General features: G+C 71.2%; 18 protein-coding genes and 1 tRNA gene. 7 read left to right on the top strand and 12 right to left on the bottom strand.

Annotated features, from left to right (window positions below; genetic code table 11):
- Positions 1–97 precede the first annotated feature (97 nt).
- The 3 genes from pfkB to ACZ5Y0_RS12865 all read right to left on the bottom strand — a co-directional run bounded on the left by pfkB (position 98) and on the right by ACZ5Y0_RS12865 (position 3,647).
- Positions 98–1,045, bottom strand: coding sequence for a 1-phosphofructokinase (gene pfkB, locus ACZ5Y0_RS12875; protein ID WP_469128678.1), 948 nt, complete (start codon positions 1,043–1,045; stop codon positions 98–100).
- Positions 1,042–1,803, bottom strand: a complete 762-nt coding sequence (locus ACZ5Y0_RS12870; protein WP_469128677.1) for a DeoR/GlpR family DNA-binding transcription regulator — start codon at positions 1,801–1,803, stop codon at positions 1,042–1,044. Before ACZ5Y0_RS12870 ends, pfkB begins: the two co-directional genes overlap by 4 nt.
- Before the next feature lie 281 nt (positions 1,804–2,084).
- A complete protein-coding gene (locus ACZ5Y0_RS12865) occupies positions 2,085–3,647 on the bottom strand; it encodes an MFS transporter (protein WP_469128676.1) in 1,563 nt (520 codons plus the stop codon).
- 62 nt (positions 3,648–3,709) lie between these two features.
- On the opposite strand from ACZ5Y0_RS12865, the gene ACZ5Y0_RS12860 reads away from it, so the two are divergent.
- The gene (locus tag ACZ5Y0_RS12860; RefSeq protein WP_469128675.1) at positions 3,710–4,732 is read left to right on the top strand and encodes a helix-turn-helix transcriptional regulator; all 1,023 of its coding nucleotides are present in this window, start codon (positions 3,710–3,712) and stop codon (positions 4,730–4,732) included.
- Positions 4,733–4,788: 56 nt separating this feature from the next.
- Here the strand turns inward: ACZ5Y0_RS12860 and ACZ5Y0_RS12855 are convergent, their stop codons facing one another.
- The gene (locus ACZ5Y0_RS12855; protein WP_469128880.1) at positions 4,789–5,445 is read right to left on the bottom strand and encodes a TetR/AcrR family transcriptional regulator; all 657 of its coding nucleotides are present in this window, start codon (positions 5,443–5,445) and stop codon (positions 4,789–4,791) included.
- A gap of 692 nt (positions 5,446–6,137) precedes the next feature.
- A complete protein-coding gene (locus ACZ5Y0_RS12850; RefSeq protein WP_469128674.1) occupies positions 6,138–7,133 on the bottom strand; it encodes a sigma-70 family RNA polymerase sigma factor in 996 nt (331 codons plus the stop codon).
- A 202-nt stretch (positions 7,134–7,335) separates the two neighbouring features.
- On the opposite strand from ACZ5Y0_RS12850, the gene ACZ5Y0_RS12845 reads away from it, so the two are divergent.
- Entirely contained in the window at positions 7,336–7,854 is a 519-nt protein-coding gene (locus ACZ5Y0_RS12845; RefSeq protein WP_469128673.1) for a GNAT family N-acetyltransferase, read from the top strand.
- A 29-nt stretch (positions 7,855–7,883) separates the two neighbouring features.
- Here the strand turns inward: ACZ5Y0_RS12845 and ACZ5Y0_RS12840 are convergent, their stop codons facing one another.
- Positions 7,884–8,693 (bottom strand): dioxygenase family protein, encoded by an 810-nt coding sequence (locus ACZ5Y0_RS12840; RefSeq protein WP_469128672.1) that lies wholly within the window; start codon positions 8,691–8,693, stop codon positions 7,884–7,886.
- Between the two features lie 156 nt (positions 8,694–8,849).
- Between ACZ5Y0_RS12840 and ACZ5Y0_RS12835 the strand changes: the two genes are divergently transcribed.
- Positions 8,850–9,359 (top strand): MarR family winged helix-turn-helix transcriptional regulator, encoded by a 510-nt coding sequence (locus ACZ5Y0_RS12835; RefSeq protein WP_469128671.1) that lies wholly within the window; start codon positions 8,850–8,852, stop codon positions 9,357–9,359.
- A 26-nt stretch (positions 9,360–9,385) separates the two neighbouring features.
- Here the strand turns inward: ACZ5Y0_RS12835 and ACZ5Y0_RS12830 are convergent, their stop codons facing one another.
- Together ACZ5Y0_RS12830 and ACZ5Y0_RS12825 are read right to left on the bottom strand one after the other, a co-directional pair.
- Positions 9,386–10,921: an MFS transporter gene (locus ACZ5Y0_RS12830; protein ID WP_469128670.1), complete on the bottom strand. Its 1,536-nt coding sequence runs from the start codon at positions 10,919–10,921 to the stop codon at positions 9,386–9,388.
- A gap of 230 nt (positions 10,922–11,151) precedes the next feature.
- Entirely contained in the window at positions 11,152–11,799 is a 648-nt protein-coding gene (locus tag ACZ5Y0_RS12825) for a TetR/AcrR family transcriptional regulator (protein WP_469128669.1), read from the bottom strand.
- Between the two features lie 322 nt (positions 11,800–12,121).
- Here ACZ5Y0_RS12825 and ACZ5Y0_RS12820 point away from each other — a divergent pair, with 322 nt between their 5' ends.
- The 3 genes from ACZ5Y0_RS12820 to ACZ5Y0_RS12810 all read left to right on the top strand — a co-directional run bounded on the left by ACZ5Y0_RS12820 (position 12,122) and on the right by ACZ5Y0_RS12810 (position 15,356).
- Positions 12,122–13,450, top strand: a complete 1,329-nt coding sequence (locus tag ACZ5Y0_RS12820) for a M6 family metalloprotease domain-containing protein (protein WP_469128668.1) — start codon at positions 12,122–12,124, stop codon at positions 13,448–13,450.
- Positions 13,451–13,627: 177 nt separating this feature from the next.
- Entirely contained in the window at positions 13,628–15,220 is a 1,593-nt protein-coding gene (locus ACZ5Y0_RS12815) for an IclR family transcriptional regulator domain-containing protein (protein WP_469128667.1), read from the top strand.
- A gap of 60 nt (positions 15,221–15,280) precedes the next feature.
- Positions 15,281–15,356: transfer RNA gene (locus tag ACZ5Y0_RS12810), tRNA-Arg, on the top strand.
- Positions 15,357–15,668: 312 nt separating this feature from the next.
- Here ACZ5Y0_RS12810 and ACZ5Y0_RS12805 read toward each other — a convergent pair.
- The 3 genes from ACZ5Y0_RS12805 to ACZ5Y0_RS12795 all read right to left on the bottom strand — a co-directional run bounded on the left by ACZ5Y0_RS12805 (position 15,669) and on the right by ACZ5Y0_RS12795 (position 18,333).
- Positions 15,669–16,439 carry a DUF2637 domain-containing protein gene (locus tag ACZ5Y0_RS12805; RefSeq protein WP_469128666.1) on the bottom strand — a complete coding sequence of 257 codons (771 nt, stop codon included), beginning with the start codon at positions 16,437–16,439 and terminating at the stop codon, positions 15,669–15,671.
- 14 nt (positions 16,440–16,453) lie between these two features.
- Positions 16,454–16,630, bottom strand: a complete 177-nt coding sequence (locus tag ACZ5Y0_RS12800) for a hypothetical protein (RefSeq protein WP_469128665.1) — start codon at positions 16,628–16,630, stop codon at positions 16,454–16,456.
- Between the two features lie 332 nt (positions 16,631–16,962).
- On the bottom strand, positions 16,963–18,333 hold the full coding sequence (locus ACZ5Y0_RS12795; RefSeq protein WP_469128664.1) for a chloride channel protein: 1,371 nt from the start codon (positions 18,331–18,333) through the stop codon (positions 16,963–16,965).
- A gap of 125 nt (positions 18,334–18,458) precedes the next feature.
- On the opposite strand from ACZ5Y0_RS12795, the gene ACZ5Y0_RS12790 reads away from it, so the two are divergent.
- Positions 18,459–18,848 (top strand): SHOCT domain-containing protein, encoded by a 390-nt coding sequence (locus ACZ5Y0_RS12790; RefSeq protein ID WP_469128663.1) that lies wholly within the window; start codon positions 18,459–18,461, stop codon positions 18,846–18,848.
- Here the strand turns inward: ACZ5Y0_RS12790 and ACZ5Y0_RS12785 are convergent.
- Complete coding sequence (locus tag ACZ5Y0_RS12785) at positions 18,845–20,062, bottom strand: DUF2254 family protein (RefSeq protein ID WP_469128662.1); 1,218 nt, start codon at positions 20,060–20,062, stop codon at positions 18,845–18,847. The two genes, ACZ5Y0_RS12790 and ACZ5Y0_RS12785, sit on opposite strands and share 4 nt — an antisense overlap.
- Positions 20,063–20,163: the final 101 nt, after the last annotated feature.

The raw sequence follows: 20,163 nt of genomic DNA, 5'->3' as shown, positions 1-20,163 counted from the left end.
CCAACGCCCGTACCCGTACACATGGCCGTGCCGTACCCCGGACCGAGGCCCGTGTCGGACCCCGGGCGCGGGCTCGCCGCGGACGCCGGACGCCGGCTCATGGGACCGGCTCCTTCAGTTCGCGGTCCGCCGGTACCGCCGCGGTGACCGTCACCGCCGCCGGGTCCAGGTCGGCCGGGGTCGGCATCACACTGCCGGGCAACTGGACGGCGGCCGCGCCGTGGGCGACGGCGGAGGCGAGTGCCCGGGGGCCGCTGCCGCCGGCGATGAGGAATCCGGCGAGGGAGGAGTCCCCCGCCCCCACGTTGCTGCGGACGGCGTCGACGCGCGCGGTGGCGAACCAGGTGCCCGTGTCCTCCACGAGCACCTGCCCGTCGGCGCCCAGGCTCGCGAGTACGGCGCGTGCGCCCATCTCGCGCAACTCCTCGGCCGCCTTCACCGCGTCGCCCACGGTGGCCAGGGGGCGGCCGACGGCCTCGGCGAGTTCCTCGGCGTTCGGCTTCACCACGTCGGGCCGCTCGCGCAGCGCCTCCAACAGCGCGCGCCCCGAGGTGTCCAGCGCGATCCGCGCGCCTCCGGCGTGCGCCCGCGCGACCACCTCTGCGTACCAGGAGGGCGCGAGCCCGCGGGGCAGACTGCCGCAGCAGGCGATCCAGTCGGCGTCGCGGGACTGCGCGCGTACGGTCTCCAGGAGCAGTTCCTGCTCCTCCGGGGACAGCTCCGGCCCCGGCGCGTTGATCTTCGTCAGCACTCCGTCGGATTCCGCGAGCGCGATGTTCGAGCGGGTGGCCCCGCCGACCGGGACCGGCGCGACCTCGATGCCCTGCGCGTCGAGCAGATCGGCGACGAGCGCGCCCGGCGCACCACCCAGGGGCAGTACGGCGACCGTGCGCCGTCCGGCGGCCGCGACGGCGCGGGACACGTTCACGCCCTTGCCGCCCGGGTCCATGCGCTCGCCGGTGGCGCGGATGACCTCGCCGCGGTCCAGGGAGGGGACCTCGTAGGTGCGGTCGAGGGACGGGTTCGGGGTGACGGTGAGGATCATGCGCGTACCACTTCCGTGCCGCCGCGCTCGATGGCAGCCGCGTCGTCGGGGCTCAGCCCGCTGTCGGTGATCAGCAGGTCCACGTCGCTCAGGTCACCGAAGCGGGCGAAGTGCTCCTGGCCGTGCTTGGCGGAGTCGGCGAGCAGGACGACACGGCGGGCCGCGGCCATCGCCGCCCGCTTCACCGCGGCCTCGGCGAGGTCCGGGGTGGTGAGCCCGTGCTCGGCGGAGAACCCGTTCGCCGCGACGAACAGCACGTCGGCGCGGATCTCGCCGTACGCCCGCAGCGCCCACGCGTCCACCGCGGCGCGCGTACGGTGCCGTACGCGCCCCCCGATCAGGTGGAGCTGCATGCCGGGGTGGTCGGCGAGGCGGGCCGCGATCGGCAGGGAGTGCGTGACCACCGTGAGGTCGGCCTCCAGCGGGAGGGCGGCGGCCAGGCGGGCGACGGTCGTACCGGCGTCGAGGATCATCGTGCCCTCGGCCGGCAGTTCGGTGAGGGCCGCCTTGGCGATGCGGTCCTTCTCGTCGGCGGAGGTGGACTCGCGCTCGGCGAGGTCCGGTTCGAAATCGAGGCGTCCGACCGGTATGGCACCGCCGTGCACCCGGCGGACGAGGCCGGCGCGGTCGAGAGCCTTCAGATCGCGGCGGATCGTCTCCGCCGTGACCTGGAACTCCTCGGCCAGCGACAGGACGTCCACCCGGCCGCCGTCGCGGGCGAGCCGCAGGATCTCCTGCTGCCGCTCCGGTGCGTACATGCCCGTTCGCCTCCGACCGTTACCGGGTTTGTGCCCGAACCTGTGGTTTCGCCACGGAGGCTACGCCCGGATATCCGGAAAGTAAACAGGTTCGGACGTCATTCGGGCATGAACGGACTTCGGTGAGGCGCGGACGCGCCCGTCGCCCAAGGTGCCCGGCATCGGGGCACACGACGGAAGGGCCTGGCACCTTCGCAGGTGCCAGGCCCTTCCGCCCTGATCCGGACCGTCACGCCCCGGTTCGGGTCCCTCGCGTCCCGGCCGGCAGACGCGCGCCCCGTTCATGACACGAGTTCCGGCTCCTTCTCGGCCACCGGCGGCTGCTCCTCCTCCGCGCCCTCCACATGCTGGGCCGGCCGCTTCGGGAGGGCGAACATCAGCAGGAAGATGACGGCCAGCACCGCGGCCACCCAGCCCAGCGCGTACCGGAAGGCGGCCACGAACTCGGGACCGATCTCGGCCGGGCTCAGCCGGTCGCCGATCCGGCCGAAGAAGACGACGGACACCAGACCGAGGCCGAGCGCGTTGCCCATCTGCTGCACGGTGTTGATCAGTCCGGACGCCGAACCCGCGTGCTCGCGCGGTACCTCCGACAGCACCGCGTCGGTCAGCGGGGCCACGATCAGCCCCATGCCGACGCCCATCACCGTGAGCGGCAGGATCATCTGCCAGGGGGCGATGCCGAGTCCGTGGCGCCCGGACTCCCACAGGTAGAGCAGGACGCCCGCGGCCATGGTCAGCGCGCCCGCCTGGAGCACCTTGCGGCCGAAACGGGGGACCAGTTTCTGCACGGAGAGACCGGCGGCCGTCGACACCGCGAGGGAGAACGGGATGCCCGTCAGACCGGCACGCAGTTCGCTCCAGCCGAGGCCGATCTGGAGGTACAGCGTCCAGACCAGGAAGAAGATGCCGAGGCTGACGCCGAAGACCGTCTGGACCGCGATCCCCGCGGCGAAGCTCTTGACCCGGAAGAGGGAGAGTTCGATCAGCGGCGAGCCGTCCCGCGCGCCCTTGCGCCGCTCGTACGCCACCAGCGCGCCGAAGACGCCGAACGCGCCGGCCATCGACAGGTACCCCCACAGCGGCCAGCCCAGCTCACGCCCGCGGGTCAGCGGGTAGAGCAGCATCAGCAGACCCAGCGTCACCAGGGCGACGCCGACCAGGTCGAGCTTGAGCGCCTTGGGCGCCCTCGACTCGGTGATGAAACGGCCGCCGAGGATCAGCGCCGCGATGCCGACCGGCAGGTTGATGAGGAAGATCGGCCGCCACTCCAGCCCGAACAGGTTCCACTCCGTCAGCAGCGCGCCCAGCAGCGGTCCGGAGACCGCGCCCAGACCGACGATCGCGCCGAAGAGGCCGAAGACCTTGCCGCGTTCGTGCGCCGGGAAGGTGGCGTGCACGATCGACAGCACCTGCGGGACCATCAGCGCCGCCATGCCGCCCTGGAGGAGGCGGGAGGCGACCAGCATCTCGGGGTTCGCGGCGAAGCCGCACAGGGCGGAGGCGAGGGTGAAGCCGCCGATGCCGAGGAGGAACACCCGCTTACGGCCGTGGATGTCGCCCAGACGTCCGCCGGTGATGAGGCCGGCGGCGAAGGCGAGCGCGTAACCGGCGGTGATCCACTGGATCTGGCTGTCGGAGGCACCCGCGTCACGCTGCATGGACGGAACGGCGATGTTGACGATGGTGACGTCGACGAGGTCCATGAAGGCCGCGGTCATCACGATCGCCAGGGCGAGCCACCGGCGGCGGTCGGCGGCGTCCCCGGCTGCCCGGAGGTTCGCCCCTGCGGGGTGCTCGGCCGCTCCGGAACCGGCGGCGAGCTTGGTCTCGTTGGAGGTCATGCGAGGACACTAGGACCCCACTAGGCCAGATGGTGTCCTAGTGGTGCGGCATCCTCGGACGCATGACGACGGACACCCCGGCTCGGCTGCTGCAACTCCTCTCCCTCCTCCAGACGCCCCGCGAATGGCCCGGCGGCGAACTCGCCGACCGGCTCCGGGTGTCCCGCCGAACGGTCCGACGGGACATCGACAGGCTGCGGGAACTGGGCTATCCCGTCCAGGCGACGAAGGGCTCCGACGGCGGATACCGGCTCGTCGCGGGCAAGGCGATGCCCCCGCTCGTCCTCGACGACGAGGAGGCGGTGGCCATCGCGGTCGGCCTGCGGGCGGGCGCCGGGCACGCACTGGAGGGCGTGGACGAGGCGTCCGTACGGGCCCTGGCGAAGCTGGAGCAGGTGCTGCCGGCCCGGCTGCGCCACCGGGTCTCCACCCTTCAGGCCGCGACGACCCCGCTGACCAGCGGGGACGGGGCCAGCATCGCGCCCGAGACGCTCACCGTCATCGCCTCGACGGTGGCCGGACACGAGCGACTGCGGTTCGCCTACCGCGCGAAGGACGGCACCGAGTCGCGCCGCCTGACCGAGCCGTACCGACTGGTGTCCACCGGCCGCCGCTGGTACCTCGTCGCCTACGACCTCGAACGCGACGACTGGCGCACCTTCCGCGTCGACCGGGTGGGCGAGCCCTTCGCCACCGGCACCCGGTTCGCCCCGCGGGAGGTACCCCAGGGGGACGCGGCGGAGTACCTGCGCCGGTCGATCCAACGCCGCCAGGAGACCTACGAGTTCGAGGTCACCTTCCGGGCCCCGGCGGAGACCGTCGCCGCACGGCTCCCGTCCTGGTTCGGCCGGCCGGAGCAGACCCCCGACGGCTGCCGCCTGCGATCGGTCACCGGCGACCCCGTGGAATGGCTGGCGGTCCGCCTGGCCACCCTGGGTCACGAGTTCACGGTCCACTCTCCGGACGAACTGGTGCGGTGCGTACGTGAGTTGGGAGGGCGGCTGGCACGAGCGGCGGCGGGAGCGCCGACCGGCGCGGAATCAGGCGGCGCCGGTGCGGCCGCGGCGCCGGGCGAAGACGGTTAGACGGCCGCCCCGCCCCCGGTGGCTTCCCCCTGGCTCCCTGTGGGGCCCGGTCTCCCCTACGGCCCGCTCCCCCACTCCATGCCGCGCACCGCTCGCAGATTCCTCAGGGCCAGTTCCGCGGGGCCCTCCGGGCCGGTCGGGGGGTTGTCGGTCGTGGACCAGCTCTCGACGGCGACCCGGACCGCCGCGCTCGCGACGGCCGCGACGAAGCGCTGACGGGGCGTCGGCTCGGCGGGCTCGATGCGCTCGGCGGGCCCGGTGCGCTTGCCAGGCTCGGCGGGCTCGGCAACGTTGTCGAGCCCGACGTCGCCCCCCGCTCCCCGCTCCCTGAGCACCTCCCCCAACGCCCCCTCCGTCGCATGGCAGACCTCGGCCCAGACCTTGCCCAGGGCGGGGCTGGCGGAGGCGAGGCGGATGAGGGTGCGAACCCACTCCCACGAGGCCGCCGACACCCCGCCGCCGGGCGTGAGGGTCTGCCGTACCGCGTGTTCCAGGGCCTCGGGCAGAGACAGTTGGGGCGGGGCCTCGCGCACCGCTTCCGCCCAGCGCTGGGCACCGGCCGCGTAGAGGGGGGCGATCGCCTCCTCCTTGGTGGCGAAGTACCGGTAGAACGTGCGCGGCGCGATACCGGCCGCCTGGGCGATGTCCTCGGCGCGGGTGGCCTTGAGGCCGCGGCTGACGAAGAGACCGGCGGCCGCTCGGGCGATCTCCATCCTGGTCGCCGCCTTGCGCCGCTCGGTCAGCGAGCCCGGCGCCGGTGGGGTGGACGAGGAGGGGAGCGGTGCGGGGGTGGAGCTTGTCACATCGGCAGGCTATGCCCATGTGGCACAATCTGCCATCCAGGCGGGCCACCCCGGGGTTCAGGTACGGGGTGCCCCGCCCCTCAGCCTGCCCGTACGCCCGCCCGGCCGCGCCGCACGACCCGGCGCCGTGGTCGGCCGCCCCTCGCGCCGGCGCGGCCGCGAGCGGGGACCGCTCCTCGGGCCGCACAAGAGGAGCCGGGCCCCGGCGCCAGGGGGGAGGCGCCGAAGCCCGACTCTGGAGAGTCCCGGCGCCGGGGGGGTGTGCGTCGGGACGTGGTTCTGGGGTGCCGCTCGTGAGGTGTCACTCGCGAGTGGTCACTCGCGCACGGAGAACGAGGGGTCGCGGGGTGGGTCGCGCCAAGGCCGTAGGGCTTGGATCCAACTGGTCCGGTGGGTCGGCCGCACTCCTCGGTCCGAAGGGCCCGAGCTCCCGTGCCGCCCTGAAGTCCTTTTTCCCCCGGTGCCACCGGTTGAAGCGACCTTCTGCGCCATGTTTGCGCGTACTTGCGCCACCCGCGTACGCCGGTGGCGTACGCCGCACCCGTCGGGGGCCGGGTCCGGGACGGACCCGGCCCGGGCGGCGGGTGCGGTACCACCCTGTCCTACGCCGCCGCCTCGAACCCGGTGTCGCGGGCCAGCTTCTTCAGCTCCAGCAGCGCGTGCTTCTCGATCTGGCGGATCCGCTCACGCGTCAGACCGTGCTCCTTGCCGACCTCGGTCAGCGTGCGCTCGCGACCGTCGTCGATGCCGTACCGCATCTTGATGATGGAGGCCGTGCGCGGGTCGAGACGGTCGATGAGGCCGTCCAGCTCCTCACTGCGCAGGAGCGTGAGGACGGACTGCTCCGGCGAGACCGCCGAGGTGTCCTCGAGGAGGTCGCCGAACTGCGTCTCGCCCTGGTCGTCGACCGCCATGTTCAGCGAGACCGGGTCGCGCGCCCAGTCGAGCACGTCGATGACGCGCTCCGGCGTGGAACCCAGCTCGGTGGCGATCTCCAGGGGTTCCGGGTCGCGGCCGTGCTCGCGGTTGAACTCCCGCTGCACGCGGCGGATGCGGCCCAGCTCCTCCACGAGGTGGACGGGCAGCCGGATGGTGCGCGACTGGTCCGCTATGGACCTCGTGATGGCCTGACGGATCCACCACGTGGCATACGTGGAGAACTTGAAGCCCTTGCGGTAGTCGAACTTCTCGACCGCGCGGACCAGGCCGGCGTTGCCCTCCTGAATCAGGTCCAGCAGGGGCAGGCCGCTGCGCGGGTAGCGGCGGGCGACCGCGACGACCAGCCGCAGGTTGGAACGGATGAAGACGTCCTTGGCGCGCTCTCCCTCGGCGACGAGCGCCTCGAGCTCCTCACGGGAGGCGTCCGCCTTGGACTCCTCGAACCCGTCGAGGAGCTGCCGCGCGAACACACCCGCCTCGATGATCTGCGACAGCTCGACTTCCTTGGCGGCGTCGAGCAGAGGCGTGCGCGCGATCTCGTCGAGGTACATGCCGACCAGATCGCGGTCGGCGATCTCTCCGCCGTGGACGCGAGCGCTGCTTGCCGCGCCGGTCTCGCCGGAGGCGGACTGACGACGGGCGACGGCACGGGTTGCCATGCGTGCTCCCTTGCGATGGTGGGTCAGCGGGTGGTCCTTGGACACCGGCGCACCGGCTGGGTCCTCCCGGAACTCTCTCGGGACTCTCCTCGGGTGCCCTGCATCCGATGGAAACAACGACTGGAATCAGGACAGAATTCCCGACCGGTCCCCCGAATTTTCTGATCATGCAGTACCCTGTCGGGCCGCAGCAGGAGGACGAATGCCATCGGAACGTACGGAAGTGCAGGTCAGGCCGGGAGTCGAGGGAGATCTCGAAGCCCTCACCGACCTCTACAACCACTATGTACGTGAGACGCCGATCACATTCGATACCGCGGTTTTCACTCCGTCGGAGCGCCGCCCCTGGCTGCTCTCCCACCCTGAAGACGGGCCGTACCGGCTGATGGTTGCCACGGACCCGGACTCACGGGAGATTCTGGGGTACGCCACCTCCAGCCCCTTTCGCGCGAAGCCCGCCTACGCGACCTCCGTGGAGACGACGGTCTACCTCCGCCCGGACGCCGGCGGCCGCGGTACAGGCACGCTGCTGTACAGGACCCTCTTCGAGGCCCTGTCCGGGGAGGACGTGCACCGCGCGTACGCGGGCATCGCCCAGCCCAACGAAGCGTCCGTGCGGCTGCACGAACGCTTCGGTTTCCGGCATGTGGGCACGTACCGCGAGGTGGGCCGCAAGTTCGGCCGCTACTGGGACGTGGCCTGGTACGAGAAGGACCTGTGACCGGCGAGAAAGCGCGGACGGCGGCCGGGTCAGCCGAACTGCACCGACCGCTTCGCCATCCCGAGCCAGAACCCGTCGATCACCGACTTCTGCGTGTCCGGCTCGCCGGAGACCTCCGCGGCGCCCATGGTGACGAACAGCGGGGCGAAGTGCTCGGTCCTGGGGTGGGCGTAGCGGCCCGCCGGGGCCTTGTGCAGGAAGTCCAGCAGGGCGTCCCAGTCGCGGGACTCCAGGGCGTGCCGCCCCCAGTCGTCGAACTCGGAGGACCAGGTGGGCACTCCCCCGCCGGTGTGCCGTAGCGCGGCGAGGTTGTGGGTGAAGAACCCGGAGCCGACGATGAGCACGCCCTCGTCGCGCAGAGGGGCGAGCCTGCGGCCGATCTCCATGAGCTTCACGGGGTCCAGGGTCGGCATGGAGATCTGGAGGACCGGGACGTCCGCGGCCGGGAACATCTCGACGAGCGGGACGTACGCGCCGTGGTCGAGGCCCCGGTCGGGGATGTCCTGCACGGGGGTCCCAGGGGCGCGCAGCAGCTTGCGCACGCTCTCGGCGAGCGCGGGTGCGCCCGGGGCGTCGTAGCGCACCCGGTAGTAGTGCTCGGGGAAGCCCCAGAAGTCGTGGACGAGGGGGACCGGCTCGACCGCTCCGAGGGCGAGGGGGGCCTCCTCCCAGTGGGCGGAGACGATGAGGATCGCCCGGGGGCGGGGCAGGTCGGCGGCCCAGGCGGCGAGCTGACCGGGCCAGACGGGGTCGTCCGCGAGGGGCGGGGCGCCGTGACTGAGGTACAGGGCGGGCATGCGCTCCTGCGGAACGGCACGATCCTGGGCGGGGGCGGACATGGCGGCAACTCCCTCGGCAGCTCGGCCTGGTCGGACTCGACTCGAACTCGGCCCACTCGAACCCGGCCATGTGCTTGAACTCTAAATCTCCTGTCGCCACATCACTGTAGGCGCCACTTGTTTAAATTTCAAGGATGGAGCCGTAGAGTGGAGTGCATGACGAAGGCAGCCGCACCCGCTCCCGAGCCGCAGTGGCTCACCGCAGAGGAGCAGCGCATCTGGCGCTCGTATCTGCACGGCACCACCCTCCTCGAGGACCACATGGACCGGCAGTTGCAACGCGACGCCGGCATGCCGCACGTCTACTACGGCCTCCTCGTCAAGCTCGCCGAGGCCCCCGGCCGCCGACTGCGGATGACCGAGCTGGCGAGGGACGCGAAGATCACCCGCTCCCGCCTCTCGCACGCCGTCGCACGCCTGGAGAAGAACGGCTGGGTACGGCGCGAGGACTGCCCCTCCGACAAGCGCGGCCAGTTCGCGGTGCTGACCGACGAGGGCCTGGACGTGCTCAGGAGCGCGGCGCCGGGCCACGTGGCCGCCGTACGCAACGCCCTCTTCGACCGGCTCACCCCGGAACAGCAGAAGTCCCTCGGCGAGATCATGCAGATCGTCGCCGAGGGACTCCAGCCGAACGAAGCGGGTGCCGACCTGCCCTGGCTGCGCTGACCGCTACAGCCGGGGCAGTACCCGGATCAGTGGGCGACCACGGGGATCGGGACGGCGTCCTCGGCGTCCTCGCCGACGCCCGCGACCGCGCTCATGTCCGGCTTGCCGGCGTTGACGAAGGTCAGGGCGATCGTGGCGGCGACGACCAGGATGGCGACGGCGAACCAGATCGCGCTGGTGTAGCCCTTCACCAGGCCCTCCAGCTGGACCAGCTGCTGCTGGGAGCGGGAACCGGCGTCGCCGATGTGGTCGGCGATGTACGAGGTGGTGGCCGAGGCGGCGATCGTGTTCAGCAGCGCCGTACCGATCGCGCCGCCCACCTGCTGCGAGGTGTTGACCATCGCGGAGGCGACACCGGCGTCCCGCGGCTCGACACCCTGGGTGGCCAGGGACATGGCGGGCATGAACGCCGTACCCATGCCGAGGCCGAGCAGCAGCATCGCCGGCAGCAGCAGGGCCGCGTACGAGGAACCGATCTCCAGCTGGGTCAGCAGCAGCATGCCGAGCGCGGCGACCAGGAAGCCGGGGCCCATCAGCAGCCGGGGAGCGACCCGGGTCATCAGACGGGTGCCGATCTGGGTCGAGCCCGTGATCATGCCCACGATCATCGGAAGGAACGCGAAGCCGGTCTTGACCGGCGTGTAGCCCTTCACGATCTGGAGGTAGTAGGTCAGGAAGAGGAACAAGCCGAACATCGCGATGATCGCCAGGCCGAGCGAGAGGTAGATGCCGCCACGGTTGCGGTCGGTGATCACGCGGAGCGGCAGCAGCGGGGACTTGACCCGCGCCTCGACGGCCACGAAGGCTGCCAGCAGCACCGCGGACGCGACGAACATGCCGATGGTCACGGAGTCGCTCCAGCCGTCGGACTCGGCGCGGGTGAAGCCGTAGACCAGGGACACCAGGCCGAGGGTCGACAGGATGACGCCCGGGATGTCCAGCGAGGAGCGGTTGCGGGCGCCCTCGGGCTCACGGATGACGAAGTAGGCACCGGCAGCGGCGACGATCGCGAACGGGATGTTCACGAAGAAGGTCCAGCGCCAGTCCAGGTACTCGGTGAGGAAACCGCCGAGGATGAGGCCGACCGCGCCGCCACCGCCGGCGATCGCGCCGTAGATGCCGAACGCCTTGGCCCGCTCCTTGGCGTCCGTGAACATCACGGCGAGCAGGGAGAGAGCGGCGGGCGCGAGCAGCGCGCCGAAGACGCCCTGGAGGGCACGCGAGCCGAACAGCATCGCCTCGTTGGTGGCCGCGCCACCGAGCGCCGAGGCGGAGGCGAAGCCGATCAGGCCGAGGACGAAGGTGCGCTTACGACCCCAGATGTCGGCGATACGGCCACCGAAGAGGAGCAGTCCGCCGAAGGCCAGGGCGTACGCCGTGACGACCCACTGGCGGTTGCCGTCCGAGATCCCCAGGTCGCGCTGGGCGGAGGGCAGGGCGATGTTCACGATGGTGGCGTCGAGGACGACCATCAGCTGGGCGAGCGCGATGAACGCGAGCGCTCTCCAGCGGGCCGGATCCGCCTGGCGGATGCCGGGAGCCTTGGTGGCTGTGTCAGACATGGAGGTACCCACTTCGGAACTTCGTGACGGGAATGTCATGTGAAAAGTAGAAAAAGGCGGAGCGAGAGGACGACTCGTCGACGGTGACGGCCGTGCGGAGGTATCGGTCGATCGGTTCAGCGACGTCGGCGGCGGACCGTCTGTCCGAGGTGATCGCCGGTGGCTTGCGGTGGCTTGTGGCTTGTCGTGGCTCGGGTGTCTCGTAACGGCTCGTGGCGACTCGCGGTGGCTCAGGCCTGGCGCAAGTCCTCCATGGTCAAGGCCCTACCTGACAGGACCGACCGGGCCGGGGCCCGCAGTCCGTCCAGGAACAGCTGGAGATGGCGGTGGAGAAAGCGGTCGGCTTCGAGGCAGGCGGTGCCCGCCGGGGGCCGGCTGAGCTGGGCCACGGCGACCATCAGGTCACCCAGGCCGATGTCGTCGCGGAGCTGCCCGGCCTGCCGGGCGCGTTCCATGACCTCCTCGACGAGCTGCTCGACCCGCATGCGGGCGGCCACGAGATCCGGGTGGTTCTCGTCGAACGTGCTGGCGATCATCGGGCACAGCGCGCTGATGCGTTCATCGGCGGCGACGTGCACGAAGCGCTCCAGTGCGCCGAAGGCGTCGCCCGTCTCGGCGAGCGCCTGGGCGGCCGCGTGAGCCGTGCGGTCCATGACGGAGCAGACGACCTCACGGACGAGCGCCTCCCGGTCGGGGAAGTTGCGGTACACCGTGGCGTTGCCGACACCGGCCCGGCGGGCGATGTCGTCGAGCGGCACCTCGGGGCCGTGTTCGACGAACATCTCGCGGGCAGCGGTGACGATCCGCTCCCGGTTGCGCAGGGCGTCGGCGCGCGGCCGGGTCACCTTGCGCTGCGCGGGGGCGGTTGCGGTCTGCACGGTGTCCTCCTGTGGTCGATGGCGTGACGGGTGATACTGGTGACGCGGACGGTGCTCGCGGCCCCGGGCGGGTTCCGCGACGATCCGGGGACGTGCTCCCCGTTTCGATCCGACACAGGCCTAAACGGGGAGACGGTCCCCGGTTATTTCCCGTCCGGCGACTCTTTTTGAGTGACCTGAGTCACACTCGCTCCGGCCCTGCCTCTACCTCCGGGTAACCCACGATCGGCCCCTCCAGCGCGCGCCCCCGCCCGCTCCCGACCAGGGTGATCGAAAGGGTGCAGCCGGTGACCGGTGGCTGCCTGGCGCGAAGGGTTCCTGCATGCAGCCGCAGCCTGAGCGACCCGGGGCAGGCCGCCACGGCACGCCTGCGGAGCCGCTCCGCCGACGCATACGCCGGCGCCGCACGGCCGGTCTCGTCTGCGTGAGCGCGCTGACCTTCGCCGTCAGCACCTCGGCCGGCACCGGGCACCTCGCGGCGCGCTCGACCCCGGCCGGTGCCGGCCCGATCTCGCTCGCCCGCTCCGCCGCCCTCGCTCCCTGCCTGATCACCCCCCGCGCCGCCGTCCAGATGTCCGAGGGCGTCCCGACGACCGGCGGTTACGCCCGCTCCACAGGCACCGTCCGCGCGCTGACCCTGATGATCGACTTCTCCGACGCCCCCGGCCGCGGCAAGGCCCGGGACCGCTTCCGCGAGTTCTTCCCCCAGACCCGTGAGTGGTTCCGCACCGCGTCCTACGACCGCCTCGACTACCGCGCAGAGACCCCCGTCCCCAACTGGCTGCGCATGCCCAAGCCGTTCCGGGCGTACGGCATAGAGCGCGGCGCGCCCTTCGACCCCGGCTACCGCGAACTGGTCCAGGACATCGTGGCCACCGCCGACCCGGCCGTCGACTTCCGGGCGTACGACCTCCTGAACGTGCTGGTCACCCCGAACGCGGGCCCCTCCGCGCTGGACACCGTCCTGTCGGTGACGTTCGCCGGCAACCACGAGGCCCCGGTCGCCGACGGCGTCCCCGTCGCGAACGCGTCCTTCGTCTACTCCCGTCAGGACGACGGCTCCGGCTCCTACGACCGCACCGGCTACCGCGTCCTGCCGCACGAGAACGGCCACGTCTTCGGCCTGCCCGACCTCTACACCCAGGAAGGCGGCGGCGCGGTCGGCCACTGGGACATCATGAGTGAGGACTGGGGCGCCAACAACGACTTCCTCGGCTGGCACAAATGGAAGCTGGGCTGGCTGGACCCCGACCAGATCGGCTGCGCGTCCGCCTCCGGCACCGGCGAGTACGCCCTCACGCCCCTCTCCGAGCGGGGTGGCCCCAAGCTGGTCTTCGTCCCTCTCAACAGCCGGGCCGGCTACGCCGTCGAACTGCGCACCCGTGGCGGCAACGACGAGGCGGTGTGCCGCCCCGGTGTCCTCGTCTACAAGGTCGACGCGAACATCGACACCGGCATGGGCCCGGTGACGGTCCACGACTCCCAGCGCGACAGCGGCGGCTGCACCCGCAGCCCGAACGTCCACGCCGAGCTGTCGGACGCGCCGCTCGTGCCGGGCGAGACGTTCCAGGACACGGCGAGAGGGGTGCGGATCTCGGTGGTGTCGGCCGACCTGAAGGGCCAGTACCGGGTGCGCATAACCCGGAAGTAGACGGCCGGCCCCTGGGGAGCCCTGAGAACGACGCCACGGGCCACTCGGCGGAATCAACCGACCGGAAGGGCGAGTAGCCGGTGCGGGTAGCCAGGCGGCCGGCCCCGGGGGGCCATGGGACCGAAGCGGGCGCGGCTACCGTAGGCGGCCTGCCGCGACCGCCGTACCGGAGAGACGATGCCCGCCAGGACGACCCCGACCACCGCCGCCGCGGACAGCCAGGTACCGGAGGAGGCGGTCACTCCGTTGATCCGCGGGGTCGCCGTCCTGGAGGAGCTGACGGCGGCGGGCGGCACGATGAGCCCGAGCGCGCTGGAACACGCCACCCGCCTGGCCCGCTCCACGGTCGACCGGATCGTGGCGACGCTGGCCCGCATGGAGTACGTCCGTCTGGACGGCAGGGACCCGGTCCTGACGCCGCGCGTGATGGAACTCGGCAACGCCTACCTGGCCGCGCTTCGCCTGCCCGCCCTCCTCGGCCCGCGAGCCGACGACCTCGCCGACGAACTCGACGAGTCGGTGTCCCTGGCGGTCGCCGACCGCGACGGCATCCGTTTCATCCACCAGGCGACGCGCCGCCGCGCGATGTCCCTCAGCTTCCGCATCGGCGACCTGCTCCCGGCCGAACGCACCGCCCCCGGTCCGCTGTTCGCGACCGAATGGACCGACACGGACTGGACCCGTTGGCACACCCGCCGGTCGACGGACCCGCAGGACCGCACCTTCCCCGCCGTCCCCCCGGCCTCGCACGCCCGCCCGGACGGGGAGCCGGACGAGGAGTTCGTACGCCGGACCGAGCGGGCGGCGGCGGACGGCTGGGCCCTGGACGACCAGCTGATCGAGCCGGGCCTGGTGGCGGTCTCCGCGCCCGTACGGGACCCCCGTACGGGACGCCTCGCCTGCGTCGCCAACGTCGTCAGCCACACCAGCCGGCACACGGCGGCCGACCTGCACGACAGCCTCCTCCCCCGGCTCCGTGGGGCCGTCGCGGCGATGGAGGAGGACCTGCGCCAGGCGCCGCCCGCCGAACCGGGCCCGCCGCCCGCGGGGTTGACCGCCTGGACGCGCGCGACCAAGCACGAAGTGGGCCGCGAGTTCATCGAGTCCCTCGCCCGTGGCCTGACCGTCCTCACCGCCTTCGGGGAAGGCCGGGCGGCCCTGACCCTGACAGAGGTGGCGAAGGCGACCGGCCTGGCAAGCGCCACGGCCCGCAGAGCCCTGATCACCTACGCACACCTCGACCTGGTGACCCAGAACCCAGGCGACCGCACCTTCACCCTCACCCCCCGCGTGCTCTCCCTCGGCTTCCCCCCGCTCTCCCGGACCTCCCTCCCCCGCCTCGCGGAACCCCACCTACGGGCCCTGACGGACCGCATCCACGAAACGACCCACCTCGCGGCCCTCACGGAGACAGGCGCCGAGATCCAGTGCACGGCCCGCGTGACCGCCCGCCATGTCATGCGCGTCGACATCGGCATCGGCACCCGGATCCCGGCCACGACCGCCACAGCGGTGGGCCGCGTCCTCCTGGCCGGCCAGGACCACGCCCTGGCCGACGAGGAGTTGGAACAGGGCGTCCGCACCCTGGCCGTCCCCGTCCACGACCGCTCCGGCCACACGGTCGCCGCCCTCACCACCTCCACCCACACGGCCCGCCGCACGGCCGAGGAATGCCTCGACACCCTCCTCCCCGCCCTGGCGGCCACAGCCACCCACATCGAAACCGACCTCCACACAGCCTCCCGCTTCACCCCCGTCCCCCTGACCTGACCCCCACACCCCCAACCGATTCCGGTACGCTGACGCCTGGACCCACACGGGTGGGCCCACGCCTTCGTAGCTCAGGGGATAGAGCACCGCTCTCCTAAAGCGGGTGTCGCAGGTTCGAATCCTGCCGGGGGCACCAGCACAAAGGCCCCTCACCTCCGGAAATCCGGAGGTGAGGGGCCTTTGACATCCAACTCTGACATCACGAGGGCGGTCAGTCACTGACGACCGGGACCGTGCAGCGGTATGACGCGGAGGTCGGCGGACTCGGCGACGCGGGTGGAGAAGCGGTAGAGGTTGCGCGGCTCGACAGGGCGGCCGGTGCGAGTGGCGAAGTGGTCCGGAGCGCGGGCAGCGGGACGCGCGAGGGCGACGGGCCCTGGATCGTCGTCGAAGAGGAAACCGCAGTGGTCTCCACCGCTGCGGTAGGCCCGTCGGCAGGGTTGCGGCGCTACTGGCGGTGACGGGGTGTCCGGCGCCGCGGTGGCATGGTCAAGGTGATTTGGCGGACGAGTTGCTGGAAGCATGCCAGGGACGCGAGGGCGGGTAGGGCGGCGCCGGCGATTCCGGTGAAGGTCCGGTCGGCCTGAGCTACGCACAGCATGGTGGCGAGGGACGAGAAGAGCAGAACGATGAACCATGAGTGCAAGGCTCGGCGCCGATGCAAGGCGGTTCGGAGGATGGAGAGGGACGCCACCATCCAGGGGCCGTAAAGGAGGAGAGGCCACTGATGAATCATCCCGCTCTGCGTACCGGACGAGATGTTCTGCAAAGGTTCGTAAGCCACCATGCCGCCGAATACGCTGACCATTGCCACGATGACCGCGACGAATGCGATGATGACGAAGCTGCCGGTCCGCAACCACGTGATGCGGGGTTTCCCGGATCGGATCCTCCGGTGCCCGGCAGACGAGCGTCGGGCGGGAGGAAGCCGAGCGGTGATCTGCGCCAGGTTCTCCATCGGGTCGGTGGCGTTGACGCCGGACGCAGTCTCGCTGCGAGGTGGTGGCACCGTTGCCGTCTGCTCCACGGAGACGGCTTCCTGCAACAGGTAGGCGAGTTCCTCAACCGGGTCCCAGCCGGAGTCGGGGGGGACCAGGGGAGTCCCCGGGTGAAGGGCATCGGCAGGACTGCCGTGCCAGTCGGCACCCGACCCGTACGGGGGTGTGTCGGGGTGCCATTCCCGCCGCGTGAAGGACGGATCCGCGTAGTCGTGATTCATGAAATCCGCCCCCGTCACGCCCAGTTCGCGTGACGGCCGGACTTTCCCTGGCCGTTCCACCGCTGATTGAGCTCCACCTGGGCCGCCTCCAGCTCCTCGAGGAATTGACGCAGCAGGGACTCGGTGACCTGGAGTTCGGCCCGCGTGCCGTTCCCGCGCAGGGTGCGCCAGGATTCCAGCGCCGAGTTCACCGGACCAGGCAGGTAAGTATATTTCCTCACCGTCACATCACGGGTCGCAGGCAGTTCGCCCTTTCCCCTGTCGCGGTGAGGCAAACCCTGAGGCCTTGCTTTCGTCATGCACCGCTAACGCCGCTCTCTCTCCTCCAGATGCGCGGCAAATGGGTGACTCTGACGGACAGGAAATGCTGGGGAGAGCGTTTCTTCATTAATGTCATGGTCGTCACGATCCGCATGTGATGAGGCGAGCAGGTTGTCTTCTGAACTTCGGCGAAGACCATCCAGCCGCCGCTGACCGCGGAACCCGCGCAGACCTTGGAGAAGATCCAGGCCGAGCCGACGCCTCACTCCCGTGATGGGGGAGGGCCCGTCGGGCTTCGGCGTCCTGTGCGTGCGAAGCCGGCGGGCAGCAGCTCGGCGGTGACGAAGGCGACCACTGCCGCCAGGATCACCACGGGCATCGTGTCGGCGCTGCCCAGCAGAAGGGCCACGAGTACCACGCTGCTCACGGGCAGCCGCAGCGTGGCCGCCGTGGCCGCGGCCATGCCCGCCGCCATACCGGAGACGACCCCCAGTCCTGGCAGGGGAGCGAGCAGCACGCCGGTGGCGGCTCCCAGGAAGAGGGCGGGGAAGACCGGACCTCCTCGCAGGCTGCCGAGACACAGCGTGTAGGCAGCGCCTTTGAACGCCAGAACGGCCAGCAGCGCACCGGCACTCCACTGGTGCGGATCGCCGGCGAGGTCGCTCAGCGTGGCCTGACCGGACGAGGCGACGTCGGCGGGTGAGCGGCCGGTGATCAGCGCGTACAGGGCCGCACAGGCCGCGGCGCCCAGCGCGCAGACGACGGTCCGTACGCGCACGCCCCTCTCGGTGAACGCCGCCACCGACCGTCCCCCGGCCGACACCAGGTGCATCACCACGGCGAGGGCCGCCCCCAGGAGCAGGGACCACAGGACGTCTCCGACGTCCGGCCTCGGAGTCGAGCCCGCCAGCTTCAGGCCCAGACTGCCCGTCTCCCATCCGGTCCAACGCCCGAAGCCGGTGAAGACCAACGCCCCCACACCGCTGGACAGCAGGGCAGGCAGCATGACCGCGAACAGCCGGGGTCCTCCCACGCCCGCGACCTCGATGAGGAGCACGGCGGCTACGAGCGGATTACCGAAGATGGCCGCGATGGCCGCCGCGGCTCCGGCAGCGCCCAGCAGCGCGGTGCTCTGCGCGGTCGCGGGTGCTCGTGCGAGGTTTCTGAACAGCAGGGCCAGGCCGCCGCCCAGGGCGATCAGCGGCGCCTCCGGTCCGAGGACGGCACCGAACGGCAGACTCGCCGCCGCGGCGAGGACCACACCCGGAAGGGCGTTCGACGACGCGCCTCCGGCGTGCAGGCACGACGCCGGGATGTGACCGCCCCCGCCGGGCAGACCCGCGGCGACCAGGCCGACGACGAGGCCCGCGACGAGGAACAGGGGCAGGGGCCACCACCACGGAGCGCTGCTCCATCCCAGACCGTGCGGGAGGTCCGCCCACAGGACGTGTTCGAGCTCGTGCAGGCCCACGAGGAACGAGAATGCCGCGAACGACACCGGACTCCCGATCAGAGCACAGAAGACGAGCGCTTTCAGATAGCCGGGAACTCGCAGTAGGTCCCGCAGCCGGTCCGCTTCCTCGGGCTGCTCCCGGTCCCCCGGCGGATCGGATCGGGGGCTCGGCTCCGTCATCGGGTCCTTCCCTCTGTCGTTTCTCTCGCGAACGCAACAGATACGCCGATGTCGGCTGCGGGTGCCACCCGACTGGTCCGGCTGTATGAATGAGGTAGCGCATCCGTGATCGGATCGGAGGAGCGATGGACGACTACCCCTTGCTCAACCTGTTCTGGACGATGTTGTGGATCTTCCTGTGGGTCATGTGGTTCTTCCTGCTGTTCAAGGTCGTGACGGATGTCTTCCGTGACGACAGTCTCAGCGGCTGGGGCAAGGCGGGATGGCTCGTTCTCGTGCTCGTGCTGCCCTACCTCGGAGTCCTCGTCTATCTCGGTGCCCGCGGGAAAGGCATGGGCGCAAGAGACCTGAGACAGGTCAGGGAGCACGAAGAGGCCGTCCGCCAGTACATCCAGGAGGCGGCCGGGGCCGGGAGCACCTCGGTGGACGAGCTGAGCAGGCTCTCCACGCTCAGGGACAAGGGAGACCTCACCCAGGAGGAGTTCGAGCAGGCCAAGATCAAGCTGTTGGCCTAGGCGTCGCTCCAGACCATCGGGTAGGCCGCGGCGCCGGTGCGTTCAACCCACCGGAGTCGTTCCTGCACGACGGGCCGCCGGCCCGCGGGGCTCCGGTCGGAGACCCGGCTCAGCAGGGTACGCATGCGCAGGAGCGTCATCGGGGAGCCGGCGGCCGCGACGATGACGTCGTCGACAGCCGTCCGGACGTACCTCTCCCAGTCGGGCGCCGGGACAACCACCCGCACGTGGCCGTCGGAGTCGGTGAAGCGGCCGACGTCCAGCTCGCGGTCGGCCAGACGGGTCAGCAGGTCTTCCACGCGATCCAGACTGTCCACGGCAGTGGCCGGATCGTTGACGGCCGGGGACAGGGCCCTCAGCGCGATGTCGGCGAGCAGCCTGAGAGGCAACTCGGGGTCCTGGTCGAACGTGCGCTCCACTCCCGTGGTCAGGGCGCCGCTCAGCTCGTCCTCGGACACCTCGCCGCCTGTCACCTCGGCCAGCGTCACGCCCCACGACATGGTGGTGCCCGCCCGGACCCGCAGTGTGAGGGAACAGTCCCGCTCCCTCGCCATGGCGACCAGAGCGGCTACGTCGATCCGCTGCACCACGGCCACGGGTCCACCCCATCGGACCGGGACGCCGGACGTCACGGGGGGTGCCGCGGCGGCCCGGACCGGATCGTGGGCCAGTGGGTACAGCTCGTCGAACAACCGATGTGCCCGGGTGGTGATCGCGGTCAGTGAGTGCGCCAGCTGAATCGAGTCGAACCCCCTCGCCTGGAGCCTCCACATCAACGCCAGTGCGACGAGACACAGCACCATGGCGACCGCGGGCACGGCGGCCGAGACGCTGCTGCGCGCCCCGATCGACAGGGCCGCCGTGATGGAGAAGACGAAGACGCCGACGGTGACAGCGAAGGTGCGCCAGACGATGGGCTCGTTGCGGAACAACCCCAGTCGCGGCGAGAACGCGCCCGAGGAGAACTGCAATACCAGGAACAACATCGAGTAGATGATGCTCACCAGGCTGATGACGCCGAACCCGACGGTGAACAGGAAAGGTACGACCCGTACGGCGTCCACCCGAGGTCCTGCCGAAACGCCGGGAACCAGCACTCCGAGCACCAGGCCGGCCACGGCACACACCGACTGGGACAGGCCTCTGCGCCCCGCCCGCGTACGGGGCACCCATGTCCGAGGGCGGCGTCCCGCCGGCCGCCCCCTAGACCCCATGGCGCTCCGGTGCCCGCCGCACGGACGCGGTCACGCGCGGCGTCGGGCGGCTGGGTGGCAGGTGGCCGGCGGGCTGGGCGAATGGGCTCGACGCCTCGCGC

Source organism: Streptomyces sp. NPDC033216 (genome assembly GCF_055577115.1).
Note: the sequence above shows the minus strand (reverse complement) of the source record. Positions and strands in the feature narration are given on the sequence as shown.